General features: G+C 66.6%; 11 protein-coding genes and 1 tRNA gene. 4 read left to right on the top strand and 8 right to left on the bottom strand.

Annotated elements, in window-relative coordinates:
- Positions 1 to 192: 192 nt before the first annotated feature.
- From ACW18B_RS06260 to ACW18B_RS06250, 3 genes are all read right to left on the bottom strand, one after another.
- A complete protein-coding gene (locus ACW18B_RS06260) occupies positions 193 to 2031 on the bottom strand; it encodes an acetyl-CoA hydrolase/transferase C-terminal domain-containing protein (protein ID WP_492050466.1) in 1839 nt (612 codons plus the stop codon).
- Positions 2032 to 2101: 70 nt separating this feature from the next.
- Positions 2102 to 4438 carry an acyl-CoA dehydrogenase gene (locus ACW18B_RS06255; RefSeq protein WP_492050464.1) on the bottom strand — a complete coding sequence of 779 codons (2337 nt, stop codon included), beginning with the start codon at positions 4436 to 4438 and terminating at the stop codon, positions 2102 to 2104.
- 199 nt (positions 4439 to 4637) lie between these two features.
- Positions 4638 to 4714 (bottom strand) — tRNA-Arg (locus ACW18B_RS06250).
- 255 nt (positions 4715 to 4969) lie between these two features.
- Here ACW18B_RS06250 and ggt point away from each other — a divergent pair.
- Complete coding sequence (gene ggt, locus ACW18B_RS06245; protein ID WP_492050462.1) at positions 4970 to 6718, top strand: gamma-glutamyltransferase; 1749 nt, start codon at positions 4970 to 4972, stop codon at positions 6716 to 6718.
- A 646-nt stretch (positions 6719 to 7364) separates the two neighbouring features.
- On the opposite strand, the gene ACW18B_RS06240 is transcribed toward ggt, so the two are convergent.
- Positions 7365 to 7946 (bottom strand): TetR/AcrR family transcriptional regulator, encoded by a 582-nt coding sequence (locus ACW18B_RS06240; protein ID WP_492050461.1) that lies wholly within the window; start codon positions 7944 to 7946, stop codon positions 7365 to 7367.
- 83 nt (positions 7947 to 8029) lie between these two features.
- On the opposite strand from ACW18B_RS06240, the gene ACW18B_RS06235 reads away from it, so the two are divergent.
- The 3 genes from ACW18B_RS06235 (at position 8030) to ACW18B_RS06225 (ending at position 10288) form a co-directional block, all read left to right on the top strand.
- Positions 8030 to 8725 (top strand): DUF4336 domain-containing protein, encoded by a 696-nt coding sequence (locus tag ACW18B_RS06235; RefSeq protein ID WP_492050459.1) that lies wholly within the window; start codon positions 8030 to 8032, stop codon positions 8723 to 8725.
- A gap of 225 nt (positions 8726 to 8950) precedes the next feature.
- A complete protein-coding gene (locus ACW18B_RS06230) occupies positions 8951 to 9121 on the top strand; it encodes a hypothetical protein (RefSeq protein ID WP_492050457.1) in 171 nt (56 codons plus the stop codon).
- Between the two features lie 15 nt (positions 9122 to 9136).
- Entirely contained in the window at positions 9137 to 10288 is a 1152-nt protein-coding gene (locus tag ACW18B_RS06225; protein ID WP_492051630.1) for a PAS domain S-box protein, read from the top strand.
- Between the two features lie 49 nt (positions 10289 to 10337).
- Here ACW18B_RS06225 and folP read toward each other — a convergent pair whose 3' ends face one another.
- The 4 genes from folP to ybgF all read right to left on the bottom strand — a co-directional run bounded on the left by folP (position 10338) and on the right by ybgF (position 15296).
- Entirely contained in the window at positions 10338 to 11171 is an 834-nt protein-coding gene (gene folP, locus ACW18B_RS06220; protein WP_492050455.1) for a dihydropteroate synthase, read from the bottom strand.
- A gap of 99 nt (positions 11172 to 11270) precedes the next feature.
- Positions 11271 to 13142, bottom strand: coding sequence for an ATP-dependent zinc metalloprotease FtsH (gene ftsH / locus ACW18B_RS06215; RefSeq protein ID WP_492050453.1), 1872 nt, complete (start codon positions 13140 to 13142; stop codon positions 11271 to 11273).
- A 73-nt stretch (positions 13143 to 13215) separates the two neighbouring features.
- Positions 13216 to 14454 (bottom strand): tRNA lysidine(34) synthetase TilS, encoded by a 1239-nt coding sequence (gene tilS, locus ACW18B_RS06210; protein ID WP_492050451.1) that lies wholly within the window; start codon positions 14452 to 14454, stop codon positions 13216 to 13218.
- Complete coding sequence (gene ybgF, locus ACW18B_RS06205; RefSeq protein ID WP_492050449.1) at positions 14445 to 15296, bottom strand: tol-pal system protein YbgF; 852 nt, start codon at positions 15294 to 15296, stop codon at positions 14445 to 14447. The genes tilS and ybgF overlap by 10 nt, the downstream gene beginning before the upstream one ends.
- Positions 15297 to 15301: the final 5 nt, after the last annotated feature.

Below are 15301 nucleotides of genomic sequence, written 5' to 3'. Positions count from 1 at the left end.
AAGACAACCTGCGGGGGAGCGACACTATGTCACAATTCCAAACCTCCAAGCTCGACGCTTCGATAAGGGGCCCGAGGCGTTAATCGCTCCGTACAAAGACGGCTTGACGTTTGCTGGGCAAGCGCCCTGCTCGGCCGCGCGACCGAGGCGTACACAGTTGTTCGCTCACCGCCCCAACCTTCGCCCCCCGACCTAAGGCGTTGCGGAGCCGCGCACAGCAAGGGCTGTCAGATGTTCGCGCAGGGATTTTGGTCGGTCCAGACCCAGCCGGCGGAGCCCCTCGGCGAACGCATCGCTGCGCACCCCCTTCCAGACCAGAGCGGCCAGGGCCTTCGGATCGGCCTGCGCCGCCTTCAGGCGACCCAGAACGGGAAGCAGCCCAAGCTCTTCGCTGTCAAAGTCAGAACCGAACGGCAAGACGGGCGTCAGCCCCGCCGCCTTGGCTGGAGCAAGCGCGGCAGAGACTCGCTCGGGCGCGTTGTCGCGAAAAGCGGCGGGGATGGCGTAGTCGCGCTCGATCTTGCCGGCCGCCTTGGCGACGTCGAGCAGCTTGTCCTGAAATCGGCTGTCGGTGACCTTCAGTAGGGCCGCTATGACGTCACGGTCCGTGCGGCCGCGCAGGTCGGCGACGCCATATTCGGTGATGACGATATCGCGCAGGTGCCGCGGGATGGTGCAATGACCATAGGACCACAGCACGTTCGACGAGGCCTTGGGGCCTGAACCGCGCACCGCGTCCAGCGTGATGATCGAACGGGCGTCGTCGAGGGCGAAGGCCTGGGCGACGAAATTATACTGCCCCCCGACACCGCTGACGACGCGGCCATTCTCCAGCCCATCGGAGATGACCTCACCCAGCAGCGTGACCATCATCGCCGTATTGATGAAGCGCGCGCCCACCCGCGCTGCGCGCTTGGCGTCTTCGTCGCCATACAGGTCGTTGACGGCCGAGATCGCCTTCATCTGGAACTTGGCGCGGTCCTCCGGGGCCATCTCCCGCAACGCCGTGTAGAAAGACCGCGGCCCTAGAAAAAAGCCGCCCTGCAGCACCGCGCCCTCGACTTCGCGCTTCAGCACGCCAGCCTTCCAGAGGTCGACCAGGCAATCGACAAACATTTCCGTGGCCGCATAGAGGCCGTGCTCGAAAGGCTCGACATGGCGCGGAGCGGCGCCAGGCGACAACCGCTCCAGGGTGTCGCGGAAAGCGTCGGGCTGGCGATGGCGGATGATCAGGGCTTGCGCCACGGCATCACTGATCGAGCCGATCCCCATCTGCACGGTGCCGCCGTCAGGCACGAGGCCGGCCGCATGAAAGCCGATGGCGTAGTGGGCGTCGGTAATCGGCTCCTTGGGCGGGGCGAACAGCGGGAACTGCACGGCCTCGCCGTCGAGCATGTGGCTGAAGGCCTTCTGCGGCAAATCACCGTCGCCGGGCATGAACGGCAATTGATCATTGACCTGGCCGACCAGCAGGAAGTCCGCCCTGCCGGTCTGGCGCGCGGCCAGAAGATCCAGGGTGATGTCGGTGTTGCACGAGAGGCTGAAGCGATCACCCTCCCGCGCCACCAGTTGCGCCACCACATTGACCCCGCGATCCATGAGATAGCGCGCGGCATGGGTGTAGTTGGCCGAAATGTAGCTGCGCTGCGCGCTTTCGACGCCCAGACGCGTGCCGGCCTGAAAAAAGAACTCGTCGACCTGGATGTTGGCTGGCAAAGCGTCGCGACGCTGGACCTCGGCATAGGCCAGGGCCGGATAGCCTCCCATGGTTCGCGCGATCACTGGCTCCAGGAACCGCGCTTCCAGCGCCGACTTGGGCCGGGGCGGCTCCAGGGTCAGGGCCGAAAAGATATGCAGATGGATGAACGGATCCGCCATAGCCCGCGCGAACAGGGCGTTGGCGACATGGTTGGCCTTGCCCAGTCCAAGCGGCAAGCCCAGCACGATCTTTCGACCGACCTGATCGATGATGGCCCTTGCGAGCGAGTCTGGGTCAGTGAAGCTGTCGGTCATGCCGACAGTTTGGACCATCCCGAACCCGGCTTGAAGCGCTTGCCGAAACGAGCCCCCCACGGGCCCCGCCAGGGTTGCGGCAGCTCCATCAGTGCGCCTCGCCGAAGGTGCGGCTTTCCTCGATATCGACGGCCGGCGGATCCAGGTCGTCGCCGTTGGTCTGCGCCCTCGCCCGCTTGGCTGTCACCACCGCTGGCCGAGCCGTGGCGCGAACCTCGGTCGCGAGCCCCTCATGGGGGAAGTCGTCGACGGCGATCACCTCCGCCACCGCCTTGTCGGCGGCCTCCAGGGCGGCAATCTCGTCGGACGTGACCAAACCCTGGTCCACGCCGACCTTCCAGTCACGGATCTTCTGCGCCTTCAGCCGGTCATGAATAGGCTGGGTGGCGACCACGCGGTCGAAGGCGTCGATCAACTGGCCCACCGCCTCATCCTTGCCGCCAACATAGACGTTCTCAACCAGGCGATCGCGGGTCTCGGAGGGATGGAGCAACAGTTCGGCGCAAGCGCGGCTGACCTCGTCCGAAGGCCCTCGGCGCCGCGCCCCGAACGGCAGGACAGCCGCTCGCAGCAGCCAGGCGGCCATCCGGTTGGGCAGATTGGCGAACACCTCGTCCAAGCTCTGCTCGATCTTGGCGAAGCCGCTGTCCATGCACCATTGCAGCAACGGGAAGTCGGCGTCCTGACGCCCCTCGTCCTCCCAGCGCTTCAGGGCGCCAGACAGGAAATAGAGCTCCGAAAGGATGTCGCCCAGTCGCGCCGACAACATCTCCTTGCGCTTCAGTTCGCCGCCCAGGGTCAGCAGGGCGATGTCGGAGGCGAGGGCGAAGCTGGCGCTGTAGCGCCCCATCTGGCGGTAGAACCGGGTGGCGCGGCCGGCGTCGGGCGCCGGCGACAGCGCGCCATTCGACCAGCTGCGCGCGAAGGTGCGGATGCCGTTGCGAAGGGCGTGGGCGGCGTGCTTCCAGAACACTTCGTCGAATTTGGCCAGGCCCTGCTCAGGATCGGCCTCTCCGATCGCCAGGATTTCCCGAAGCATATAGGGATGCGCCCGGATCGCGCCCTGGCCGAACACCATCAGGCTGCGGGTCAGGATATTGGCGCCCTCGACCGTGATGCCGACCGGGATGGCCCGGTACTGCGCGCCCATATAGTTGCGCGGCCCCTCGATGATCGCCTTGCCGCCGTGCACGTCCATGGCGTCGTTGACGACGACCCGCATGCGCTCGGTCGCGCCGGACTTCAGCATGGCCGAGATCACCGACGGATGATGACCCAGGTCCAGGCCTGCGCAGGTCAGGCGACGTGCGCCATCGACGAGATAGGCGTTGCCGGCGATGCGCGCCAGCCGCTCCTGCACGCCCTCGAACTTGCCGATCGGCACATTGAACTGGCTACGGACCCGGGCATAGCTACCCGTGGTCAGGGCGCTGAACGCCGCCGCCGCGCCGGAAAGAGCCGGCAGGGAAATACCGCGTCCGGCCGCCAGAGCCGTCATCAGCATCTTCCACCCCTGCCCCACGCGATCGGCGCCGCCGATCACCAGGTCCATCGGGATAAAGACGTCCTCGCCCCAGTTGGGGCCGTTCTGGAAGGTCTGGAAGGCCGGCAAATGTCGACGGCCGATGCTGACGCCCGCGGTCTGGGTCGGCACCAGGGCGCAGGTGATGCCGATATCCTCCTGCTCACCCAGCAGGTGGTCGGGATCGCGCAGCTTGAAGGCCAGGCCCAGCACGGTGCAGACCGGGCCCAGGGTAATATAGCGCTTGTGCCAGTTAAGGCGGATGCCGAGGACCTCCTGGCCCTCCCAGGTCCCGCGACAGACAACGCCCTCGTCGATCATGGCCGAGGCGTCGGAGCCGGCCTCGGGGCTGGTGAGGCCAAAGGCCGGAATTTCGCGACCATCGGCCAAACGCGGCAGCCAGTAGGCCTGCTGATCCTGGGCGCCGAACCGCATGATCAACTCGCCCGGGCCGAGCGAGTTGGGCACCATGACCGTCACAGCCGCCGAGACCGAGCGGGTGGCGATCTTGCGAACGATCTCGGCATGGCCAAAGGCTGAAAAGCCCAGCCCGCCATGCGCCTTGGGAATGATGATTCCGAAGAACTTCTTGTCCTTCAGGAACGCCCAGGTCTCCGGCGACAGGTCGCGGGTCTCCCAGGTCATCGTCCAGTCGTCAATCATGGCGCAGAGGTCGTTGACGGGGCCATCAATGAAGGCCTGCTCCTCCAGGCTCAGCCGGGGCATTGGAAACGACAGGAGCTCATTCCAATCGGGATCGCCGGTGAACAGGGCCGCGTCCCACCACACGTCGCCGGCGTCGAGCGCGTCACGCTCGGTCTGGGACAAGGTCGGCATGACCCCTTTCGCCCATTGGAAGATCGGCTTGGTGATGAAATCTCGACGAAGGGAGAAACGGGTCATGACGCGCGCCAACATTACTGATGGCCTCTAAACGCCTCGGCGGCGCTATGGCTCCGCCCCGCTATCGCTCCACCCCGGCCGAGCGGCGCGGGCTAGCTAGGGCTCGGAGCGCGGCGTGCAAAAAATCGCAACCACGGTCCTGGACACCGTCCTAAATCGGAATCTCGTCGAGCCGTATTCGGCTAAGGCCTTGAAAAAATGGCGCGCCCGGAACGATTCGAACGTCCGACCCTCAGATTCGTAGTCTGATGCTCTATCCAGCTGAGCTACGGGCGCGCATTGCCTTTCGGCGAGGCGGGGGAGATAGCCCGTCCGATTACGGGGCGCAAGCCCGGTTCGACGGATATCGAGAAAAGTTTTCGCAAGGGAACGTCGCGGCCGTGGGCGCCAACCGCCCGGATTGAAGCGACGCACGGGTTTCAGCGCCTCGGCGGCGTGTCAGCGGGTGACAGGGCGGCGGGTTTGTTGTCCATGAAGGCTTCTTCGGTGACGGCAGAGCCGCGCCGCTCTGGCCATTGGAATCGTCAACCCATGCGTCGTTTCGCCTTCCTGCCCCTGATCGCCCTGTCCCTCACCGCCTGCGCCCAGGGGCCAGGCCTGTCGACGCTGGCGCCGCCCCGGCCCGTGGTCTCGGCTCCGGCCGCAACCACGCCGCGCGGCTTCGTGGCGGCGGCCAATCCGCTGGCGGTCGAGGCCGGCCTGCGGGTGCTGCGCGAGGGCGGCGGAGCGGTCGATGCGGCGGTGGCGATCCAGGCGGTGCTGAGCCTGGTCGAGCCGCAGAGCTCGGGCCTGGGGGGCGGCGCCTTCATGACCTATTACGACGCCAAGACTGGCAAGGTGACGGCCTATGACGGCCGCGAAAAGGCCCCTGGCGGCGCCAGTCCGGCGCTGTTCCTGGGCGAGGACGGCAAGCCCCTGCCCTTCGTCACCGCCCTGCTCTCGGGCCGTTCGACCGGCGTGCCCGGCGCGGTGGCCATGCTGGCCCAGGCCCAGAAGGAACATGGCGTCGCCCCGTGGAGCACCCTGTTCAGCGACGCCCAGGCCCTGGCCGAAAACGGCTTCACCGTCAGCCCGCGCCTGGCCGGCATGATCGCCAGCCCACGCGTGCCACAGAACGTCGCGCCGGACGTGAAGGCCTATTTCACCAAGCCCGACGGCCAGCTCTACCGCGCCGGCGACACCCTGAAGAACCCGGCCTATGCCGCCACCCTCAAGCGCCTGGCCGCCGAAGGCCCCAGCGCCCTCTACGAAGGCCCGATCGCCGAGGCCATCGTGGATCGGCTGCACGAGGGCGCCCTGCCCAGCACCATGACCCTGAGCGACCTGAAGACCTATCGCCCGCGCTCGGCCGACGCCCTGTGCCGGCCGTGGAAGGTCTATACGGTCTGCGTCCCCAACCCCTCGTCGAGCGGCCTGGCGGTGATCCAGGCGCTGATGATGCTGGAGCACACCGATATCGGCGCGCGGGGCCCCAAGGACCCGGCCGCCTGGACCCTGCTGGCCGAGGCCGAGCGGGTGATGTACGCCGACCGCGACCGTTATGTCGGCGATCCGTCGTTCGTCACGGTGCCGGTCGAGGGTCTGCTGGACCCGGCCTATGTGGCCCAGCGCGCCAAACTGATCCACGACACCGCCGGTCCGGCCCCGGCCTTCGGTTCTCCCAAGGGCGCGCCCAAGGTCGGCGTCGACGCCACCCAGGAGCCGAGCGGCACCACCCATTTCGTGATCAAGGATCCGGCCGGCAATGTGGTGTCGATGACCACCACGGTGGAAAGCGTCTTCGGGTCCGGCCGGATGGTCGGCGGCTTCTTCCTCAACAACCAGCTGACCGACTTCTCGTTCTCGCCGACCGAGAAGGACGGCGCCCCGGCCGCCAACGCCGTGGCCGCCGGCAAGCGGCCGCGCTCGTCGATGGCGCCGCTGATCGTGCTGGACAACAAGGGCCAGTTCCTGGCCGCCGTGGGCTCGCCGGGCGGCAACGCCATCCTGTCCTATAATCTCAAGGCCATGGTCGGGCTGTTCTACTGGAACCTGTCGATGCAGGAGGCCATCAACCTGCCCAACATGGTGGCCCGCGGCGACAACTTCTCCGGCGACGCCGAGATGTTCGGCCCCGAAATGGTGGCGGCGCTGAATGCGCGCGGGGTGATGATCCACACCGGCCAGTATGAGGGCTCGGGCCTGCACGGCGTGATCGTACGTCCTGATGGCGCAGGGGGCGGCGGGGTTCTGGAAGGCGGCGCCGATCCGCGCCGCGAGGGCGTGGCCAGGGGGCTGTAAGGGCGGCCCGCACGGCTCCGCCGCCTCACGCGGAAACCGCCGAGTGGGTGGGAAGGGTCGCGGAGCGTCCGGGCCTCGCCCGGATGTGAGTGTTTTTAAGTACCGTTTCGACGAAGACGAACGCTCCGCGTGATCGTTATCCCTCTGGCCGGGGCGCGCGGGTCTCGTTCAACCCTTCACCCCCATCCGGGTTTGTCCTGCCTCGCGACGGACCCAGCCCTGAAGCTGCAAGCCACGCCGATTCCGGAGGACCCGGAACTTACCTTCGGACGGGCGGGGGCTTTGGCCTTCCCCCGATAGGCGGATTTACGTCCCCCGCCCTCTGATTAAGTCCGCCGGCCCCGCTCTCGCGACTCCCGCAGACCCCGCTCGATCACCCCTGACAGCCGTCTCTGGTCGCCGGCCGGACGCCCTTCCCGTGCTGTCAGGTGAGATTGATTATGCGGGCGGTTTCAACGCGGAGCATTGGCGCGCTCGTTTTATTTTCAGAGTGTTGAAAGGGTTGAGGTTTGTTCCGGAACCGACGGGGATAAACTGCGCCCAATCCCCATACCTTCCGTCATTCCCGCCCTAAAATGAGGGGATAGACCGTTACCGACAAAGCCGATCGCCGGCGCGGTGAGCGGGCGTCGAAAAACCTGCATTCTCATACGGTTTGGCGCGCCCCGATGCCCTCCACAACGACCCGGATCAGGCGCACTACGTCGCTCGCTTCGAACGGGCCGTCGGCCAACGCAGTCAGCATCGCCTGACCGTAGACGCCCAGCAGCACCAGGCTCATGAAGTTGGCGTCTTCATCCTCGCGGATCGCCGCCTGCCGCTGACCGAGTAGCAGCACATCCCGAACCAACCCCTGGAAAGACGGCCGATCAACGGGCGGCTCCAGGCGCGGTCGCTCTGCCGGCGCCAGCGCCAGGCGGGCGATTGAGGGGTTGGCCAGGCACCAGCCGGCGCTGTCCAACAGGATCGTCTCCAACAAGCCCAGCGCATCCTCGCCTGCGGCCATGCGGGCGCGATAGCCCTGATCATGCGCCTCGACCCGCGCGATCAGCTGGTGCGCAATCTCCTCCTTTGAACCGAACAGGTTGTAGACCGTCTTGCGGGTCAGCCCCGCGCGGGAGGCGATCTCCTCTACCGACACTGTCGCAAAGCCCCGTTCACGGAAGGCCCCATCGGCGGCGTCGAGGATAAGGCCACGCGACCGGTCGGTCCGCCTAAGGCTTGGCATATTTATACTCATGTGTAATTTTATACGTGCGTATAGATCAACTTGCTCAAGAGCACGAGCCGCAGCAATCGAAAGGTCGCCACTTGACGGCTTTGCAGGCATTCGGACCCAACCTCTGGACCGCCGACGGCCGGGTCGTCACGGCTGGCGGCGGCTTCCACTATCCCACCCGCATGGTGGTGATCCGGCTGACGGAAGGGTCACTGTTCATCTGGTCGCCCGTCGCGCTGTCCGATGCGCTGCGGCGGGAGGTCGACGCCCTGGGTCCCGTGCGCTGGCTGATCGCGCCCAACAGCCTGCACGACCGGTTCCTCGGCGAATGGCGGGCGGCCTATCCCGCCGCTCGCATCCACGCCGCCCCGGGGCTCCGCCAACGCCGCCCAGACCTCGATATCGCCGCCGAGCTCGGCGAGGAGCCGCCCCCGGACTGGGCCGCCGACATCGATCAGGCGCCGATGCGAGGTAATCTGATCACCACCGAGGTGGTGTTCTTCCATCGACCCAGCGCCACGCTCCTCGTCGCCGACCTCATTCAGCACTTCGCGCCGACCTGGTTCACCGGTTGGCGCGCCTGGGTCGCCAAGCTCGACCTGATGAGCGCGCCCGAGCCACAAGTTCCGAGGAAATTCCGTGCAGCCTTCGTGGACCGCGCCGCCGCCAGGAGAGGGCTTGAACTCATCTTGGGATGGCCGGTCGAGCGCGTGGTGATGGCGCACGCTGATCCCGTCCAGGCCGATGGACGCGCCTTTATCCAGCGCACATTTCGCTGGCTTGCCTGAAGGGAGATTTCAGTCTTTAGGTCGTGCGCCCGCAGAGGCATCGCGCTCCCGCGTGCCGGCAGAGATCGAAAAGATGATCGAAGCCCGCCGCTTACAAAGCGCCCGCCCAGATGAGTTCGCGTCAAGCTTAGCCATAAGCAATCGGCGTTTGAGAGCATTGCCACCGCGCCTGCGCTTAACTACGGATAGTGTTGAGCAATACGCGTTGAAGCGGAATAACCGACCATGCCCACCGCCTTCGGCGTCACAAGCGATCGCCTCGGCCGCATTGTTGAAGAAGCTGCGAGTGAAGTCTATGTATTCTCCGCAGACGATTTTCTTTTTCGGCTTGTGAACAAAGGAGCTCGTGAAAATCTTGGGTACACCCTTGAAGAGCTCCGCTTACTTACACCTTGAGACCTTAAGCCGAGCATAAATAGAAGTGATTTTATTACACTCATTGGGACGCTACAGAATAAAGAGGTTGAAAGGATTGACTTCGAAACCAAACATCGACGGAAAGACGGAACGGAATATTACGTTTCCGTAAAGCTGCAAATGTTCGACGACGAAGAAGACGTTGTTTTCTATGCGGCCATAAAAGACATAACGTCACACGCGCTTATTGAGGCAGAGCTAAGAGATACCGTTCGACGCCTTGACGCCATACTCGACAATACGTCGATGTCGGTATTTCTGATGAACGACCAGCAGCATTGTGTGTTCATGAACAAGGCCGCTGAGACGTTAACGGGCTTTGCCTTTCATGAAGCGGCGGGGCGTATTCTCCACGACGTCATTCATCATTCTCGCCCTGACGGCTCGCCATTTCCCCTTGCGGAATGCGCGATCGACCGGGCTTTCCCGGAGAACGCCGGCACACAAGGCGAAGAAGTTTTTGTGCACAAGGATGGCTCCTTCTACCCGGTCGCCTTCACCGCAAGCCCCATAAGGGATGACCAGGCCAAGGTGATCGGGACGATCATCGAGGTCCGCGACATCAGCCTTGAGAAGCGTAACGAGGAAGCGCGGCGGCTTCTCATGCGCGAGGTTGATCATCGGGCGCGGAACGTACTGTCCATTGTGCAATCCCTGACACGTCTGACCCGCGCCGACGGACTAGCCGCCTACAAAGCTGTCCTGGCCGGCAGGATTGACGCGCTGGCGCGTGCGCAAACCTCGCTGGCGACGCGCCAATGGGAAGGCGGGCGCCTGGAAGATGTGGTGAGGGACGAACTGGACGCTCTGTGCTCTAGAGATCATGTCGACATTGCTGGCCCGGAGATCAACCTGGCGCCAGAGCAGGTCCAACCCATCAGCCTCTTGCTTCACGAATTGGCCACCAACGCCAACAAATATGGCGCGTGCAGCCAAGTTGGAGGTCGCGTGGCGGTCACCTGGACGCTTACCAACAAGCAGGTGACGCTCCTGTGGCGGGAGAGCGGAGGTCCAGAGGTCGTCGTCCCCACGCGAGAAGGTTTCGGATCCATTCTAAAGGACAACGTCGTACGGCAACTTAAGGGCGTTATTCGTCGCGCCTGGGAGCCGACCGGCCTGCTCGTTGAAGTCATTTTCCCGCTTTGACGCGGGAGGTCGGCCTCGGGTGGAGGCTGTGTGAAAAGAGACCTTCGGGCTAGTCCGCTTTCAGAGCCGCGGCTCGCACCGCATCCCAAACCGCCAGGGCCTGGACCGTCTCACGCACGTCGTGGACCCGCACCGCCGCGACCCCGGCCGCCGCGCCCGCCAGGTGGGCGGCGATGGAGCCGCCCAGCCGCTGGTCCGCCTCGGCGCCCAGCGGATCGAGCGTGGCGATGAAGCGCTTGCGACTGGCGCCCAGCAGGACCCGATAGCCCAGGGCGACCAGGCGCGGCAGGGCGGCGATCAGGGCCAGGTTGTGGTCGGGCGTCTTGCCAAAGCCGATGCCGGGATCCAGCCAGATCTTGTCATGCGCCACCCCGGCGGCCAGGGCGACCTGCGCGCGGGCCTGCAGGAAGGCCTCGACCTCAGCGACCACGTCGTCATAGCGCGGCGCGTCCTGCATGGTCCCGGGCTCGCCCCGCATGTGCATCAGCACGACCTCGCAGCCCAGTTCGGCCGCGACCTGCGGCGCGTCGGGCGCGAACCGCAGGGCCGCCACATCGTTCCAGAGCGTCGCGCCGGCCGCCACCGCGGCGCGGGCCACGGACGGCTTGAGGGTGTCGATCGAGATCGCCACGTCGCTCTTCGCCCGGATCGCCGCGATCAGCGGGATGACGCGGGCCAGCTCGTCGGCTTCCGGGACCGGCGTCGCGCCGGGCCGGGTCGACTCCCCGCCGATGTCGAGGATGTCGGCGCCGTCGGCGATCAGCTGCTCGGCATGGGCCAGAGCGGCCGGGTGGTGCAGGAACCGTCCGCCGTCGGAAAAGCTGTCGGGCGTGACGTTGACGACGCCCATCACGCGGGGGCGGGAGGCTGGGTTGGCGGTCATGGGTTTGCTTCTAGGGCCGGACGCCCCCTCCGTCACGTCGCCAAAGAAAAAGCCGGCCCCGCGAGGGACCGGCTTTTCCGATATCCAGGACCTGAAAGCCTAGGCCGTCACGCCCGCGGGCGAGATCGGCACCGAGGCCGCCGGACCCAGCGGCTTCTTGACGTCGTCTTCCACACGCGTGGGCTGGACGCCCTTCATGACGCCGATGATCTCGTCGCCGCTGAGGGTTTCAAACTCCAGCAACGCCTTGGCCACGGCATGCAGGTTGTCGAGCTGCTCGGTGAGGATCTGGCGCGCCTCGTCCTCGCCGGTCTTGACCAGGCGGCGGACCTCGGCGTCGATCGTGATCATGGTCTCGGGCGAGACGTTCTGGGTGCGGGCCACCGAATGGCCCAGGAACACCTCGTCCTGGTTGTCGCCATAGGCCACGGTGCCCAGCTTGTCGGAGAAGCCCCAGCGGGTGACCATGTTGCGGGCCAGGCTGGTGGCGGCGCTGATGTCGCTGGAGGCGCCCGAGGTGATCTTCTCCTTGCCGAAGATCAGTTCCTCGGCCACCCGGCCGGCCATCATGATCGCCAGGCGCGAGGTCATCATGTCGAAGCTCATCGAGTAGCGGTCGCCCTCGGGAAGCTGCATGACCATGCCCAGGGCCCGGCCGCGCGGCACGATGGTGGCCTTGTGAACCGGATCGGCGATCGGCACGCTGAGGGCCACCAGGGCGTGGCCGCCCTCGTGATAGGCCGTGAGCTTCTTCTCGTCCTCGCTCATGGCCATCGAGCGACGCTCGGCGCCCATCATCACCTTGTCCTTGGCGTATTCAAAGTCGTGCATGGTGACCATGCGACGCTCCTTGCGGGCCGCCGTCAGAGCCGCCTCATTGACCAGATTGGCCAGGTCGGCGCCCGAGAAGCCCGGCGTGCCGCGCGCCAGGGTGCGCACGTCGACATCGGCGGCCATCGGGATGTTCTTCATGTGGACGCGCAGGATCTTCTCGCGACCCGAGACATCGGGGTTGGGCACCACGACCTGACGGTCGAAGCGGCCCGGACGCAGCAGGGCCGGATCCAGGACGTCGGGGCGGTTGGTGGCGGCGATCAGGATGATGCCTTCATTGGCCTCGAAACCGTCCATCTCGACCAGCAGCTGGTTGAGGGTCTGTTCGCGCTCGTCATTGCCGCCGCCCAGGCCGGCGCCGCGATGGCGGCCGACGGCGTCGATTTCGTCGATGAAGATGATGCAGGGGGCGTTCTTCTTGGCCTGCTCGAACATGTCGCGCACGCGGCTGGCGCCGACGCCGACGAACATCTCGACGAAGTCAGAGCCCGAAATGGTGAAGAACGGCACGCCCGCCTCACCCGCGACGGCGCGGGCGATCAGGGTCTTGCCGGTGCCGGGAGGGCCGATCAGCAGGGCGCCCTTGGGGATCTTGCCGCCAAGGCGCTGGAACTTGGCCGGATCCTTGAGGAAATCGACGATCTCCTGCAGTTCTTCCTTGGCCTCGTCGACGCCGGCCACGTCGTCGAACACGACGCGGTTCTTGTTCTCGGTCAGCAGCCGGGCCTTGGACTTGCCAAAGCCCATGGCGCCCTTGGCCCCGCCCTGCATCTGCCGCATGAAGAACACCCACACGCCGATCACCAGCAGGATGGGCGCGAGGTTCAGCAGGATGGCCAGCAGGCTGATGCCGCCGCCCTTGAACTTGACGTCCGCGCCCTTGGCGACCAGGCGGTTGACCAGTTCGTCCGAGTTGTTCGGCGCATTGACGGTCAGCACCTTGCCGGTGTTGTCCTTGGCCGAGACGATCGCGCCCGCGATCTCGGCGGACTTGATCTGGCCGGCGTCGACCTTGCCGAGCAGCTCCGAATAGCTGATCTCGCCGCCGCTCTGTGTATGCGTGCTTTGGTTGACGACGAAGACGCCGCCCAGCACCGCAATGATCACCAGCCAAATGGCCGCATTCTTGAAATTCATACGCGTCGTCTTCCCAACGATAGCCTTCGACCACCCAAGATAGGGGGTCGCGAGCGCTTGCGCCACGCATGCGTCATAAGGTCACGCATTCTTGGTCGATTAAGCCGATCGCGGCCATGAATCGATCCAGAAAGAGCGGCCTGACACACTCGCCTTTCCTCATAGCAAAAGCCGGGCCGCCCAGCATGGGACAACGGACCGCGCCGCTCGCCTCGACCAGGGCCGGCAAGGCGGGGCGGGCGGCGGCGGGGACGGCCTTCAGCGCCGGGCGCTGGTCCCTGGGCAGACCCGCCGCCAGACCCTTCAGCGCCTGGACGGTGATGGGCTCCGGTCCGGCGCGGACCTCATAGCGGCCGTCCCAGACGCCGGTCTCGCCGGATGACAGGCTCAGGGCGGCCAGACCGCCGCGCGCCGTCTCGCCGGCGTCGCGGCACAGGGTGACCCGCCCCTCGGGGCCGGCCTCGATCCGCGCCCCGGCCAGGGTGGCGGTGAAGGTCTCGGCCGATCGCAGCCGGGCGACCAGCCGTTGCAGCCGCTCGCCGCGCGGCGGCCGCTCGGTCCCAGCCACACAAAGGCAGGCCATGGCGAGCTGGGCGGCCGAGATGTCGCGCGGCAGAATCAGCACGCCGGTCGCCGAGCCTTCGAACTCTCCTGGCGTCGGGACAGGACCCGGGACCAGTTCATCGTCGACATCGCCCGCCAGGTCTCGCCGGGCTCGGGCGCGGGCGTAGCGCAGGTCGTCATTGGCCGGATCGTCGAGCCAGGTCTCGCCAGCCAGCCTCAGCCAGCCGCGCAGGTCGTCGCGGCCGACACCCAGCAGGGGTCGCAGCAGGAACACGTCGCGGCCTTCTGGCCAGACCGGCGAGGGCGACCAGTCGCGGGGATCGGACACGGTCGAGCCCTCGGCCCGCATGGCGGTGGCCTCGGCCCGGTCGCTGGCGGTGTGGCCCAGCAGCAGCACCCTGGCCCCGGCGGCGCGGGCGGCGTCCGCCAGCAGGGCGTGGCGGGCGCGGCGGGCGGCGGCGGGGATACCGGTCTTGGGCTTGTCGCCGGTCCAGACCAGCGCCCGGGCGTCGGCGCCCAGGGCCTGGGCCTTGGCCACGGCGTCGCGGGTCCAGTGGGCGCTGTCGGCCTGCAGGCCATGATCGACCGTCAGGCTGATCACCGGGCGGTCGTGGCGGCGCGCCCAGTCGAGGGTCATCAACAGCAGGGCGAGGGAATCGCTTCCGCCCGAGAAGCCGACCGCCAGGGGGGCGGCGCTCGCGGGGTCGAGCCGTCGATCGAAGGCGGCCTGGACGCCGCCTAGGCGCACTTGGCCGCGACGCGGGTCGAAGCCGCGCGCGAGCGAACGGCCGGCGGGGCCTTGGGATAGCGCTTGGCGAACTCGTCCAGGGTCTTGCAGGCGTCGGACGGCTTCTTCAGCGCCATCAGGGCGCGGGACAGTTTGACGGTGGCGTCCGGCGCCCAGCTGGTCTGCGGCCAGCCGCGAATGGCGCTGATATAGGCGCCGGCGGCGTCGCCATAGGCCTCGCGCACGGACAGGGTTTCGCCCAGCCAGTAGCTGGCTTCCGGCGTCTTGGCGCTGTCGGGATAGTTGGCGACGAAGGCTGAAAAGGCCGCTTCGGCCTTGGCGTAGTCGCCGTCCAGCAGCATCTGGCGGGCGGCGCTGAAGTCGGCGGCCGGATCGGCCGGCGCCGCGGACGCAGCGGGGGCCTCGCCGGCCAGGGCCGTCTGCTGGGCGGCGGCGTCGATGGCCGCGAGCTTGGCCTCCAGCGCGGCCAGACGCCCCTCGAGGGCATCGGCGCGGACCTTCTGCTGACCCGCAGCCTTGCGGGCCTGGTCCAGATCGTGGGTCAGAACCTCGTTCTGGCTGTTGATCTTCTGCAGGGTCTGTTCGAGATCGCCGACCCGCTCGCCCAGGGCCTGGATCTGGGCGTCGGTCTCGGCGGGCTGCACGATCACCGGCTTGCCTGTGTCACGACCCTGGAAAACGATTGAGCGCAGTTCACGCACCACCTTTTCCATGCGTTCGACGCGCTTGACCGAACGGTCGTCCAGCGGGTCAGGCATGGGGGTCTGGGCCAGGGCCGGAACAGCGGCGCCAAGCAGCAGGGGGGCCAACACGGCGGCGAGCAGAGCGGATTTGAACGTCATGTCGG

The sequence above is a fragment of the Caulobacter sp. FV2ps19 genome, from assembly GCF_058681035.1.
The sequence above is the reverse complement of the archived record's forward strand: the minus strand, read 5'-3'. Positions and strand labels throughout refer to the sequence as shown.

Bases quoted from the DNA above. Each gene is read 5' to 3' on its own strand.
- ftsH (WP_492050453.1), bottom strand. From the start codon at position 13,142: ATGAATTTCAAGAATGCGGCCATTTGGCTGGTGATCATTGCGGTGCTG.
- ACW18B_RS06240 (WP_492050461.1), bottom strand. From the start codon at position 7,946: ATGCCAAGCCTTAGGCGGACCGACCGGTCGCGTGGCCTTATCCTCGAC.
- ybgF (WP_492050449.1), bottom strand. From the start codon at position 15,296: ATGACGTTCAAATCCGCTCTGCTCGCCGCCGTGTTGGCCCCCCTGCTG.
- folP (WP_492050455.1), bottom strand. From the start codon at position 11,171: ATGACCGCCAACCCAGCCTCCCGCCCCCGCGTGATGGGCGTCGTCAAC.
- ggt (WP_492050462.1), top strand. From the start codon at position 4,970: ATGCGTCGTTTCGCCTTCCTGCCCCTGATCGCCCTGTCCCTCACCGCC.
- ACW18B_RS06260 (WP_492050466.1), bottom strand. From the start codon at position 2,031: ATGGTCCAAACTGTCGGCATGACCGACAGCTTCACTGACCCAGACTCG.
- ACW18B_RS06255 (WP_492050464.1), bottom strand. From the start codon at position 4,438: ATGACCCGTTTCTCCCTTCGTCGAGATTTCATCACCAAGCCGATCTTC.
- ACW18B_RS06230 (WP_492050457.1), top strand. From the start codon at position 8,951: ATGCCCACCGCCTTCGGCGTCACAAGCGATCGCCTCGGCCGCATTGTT.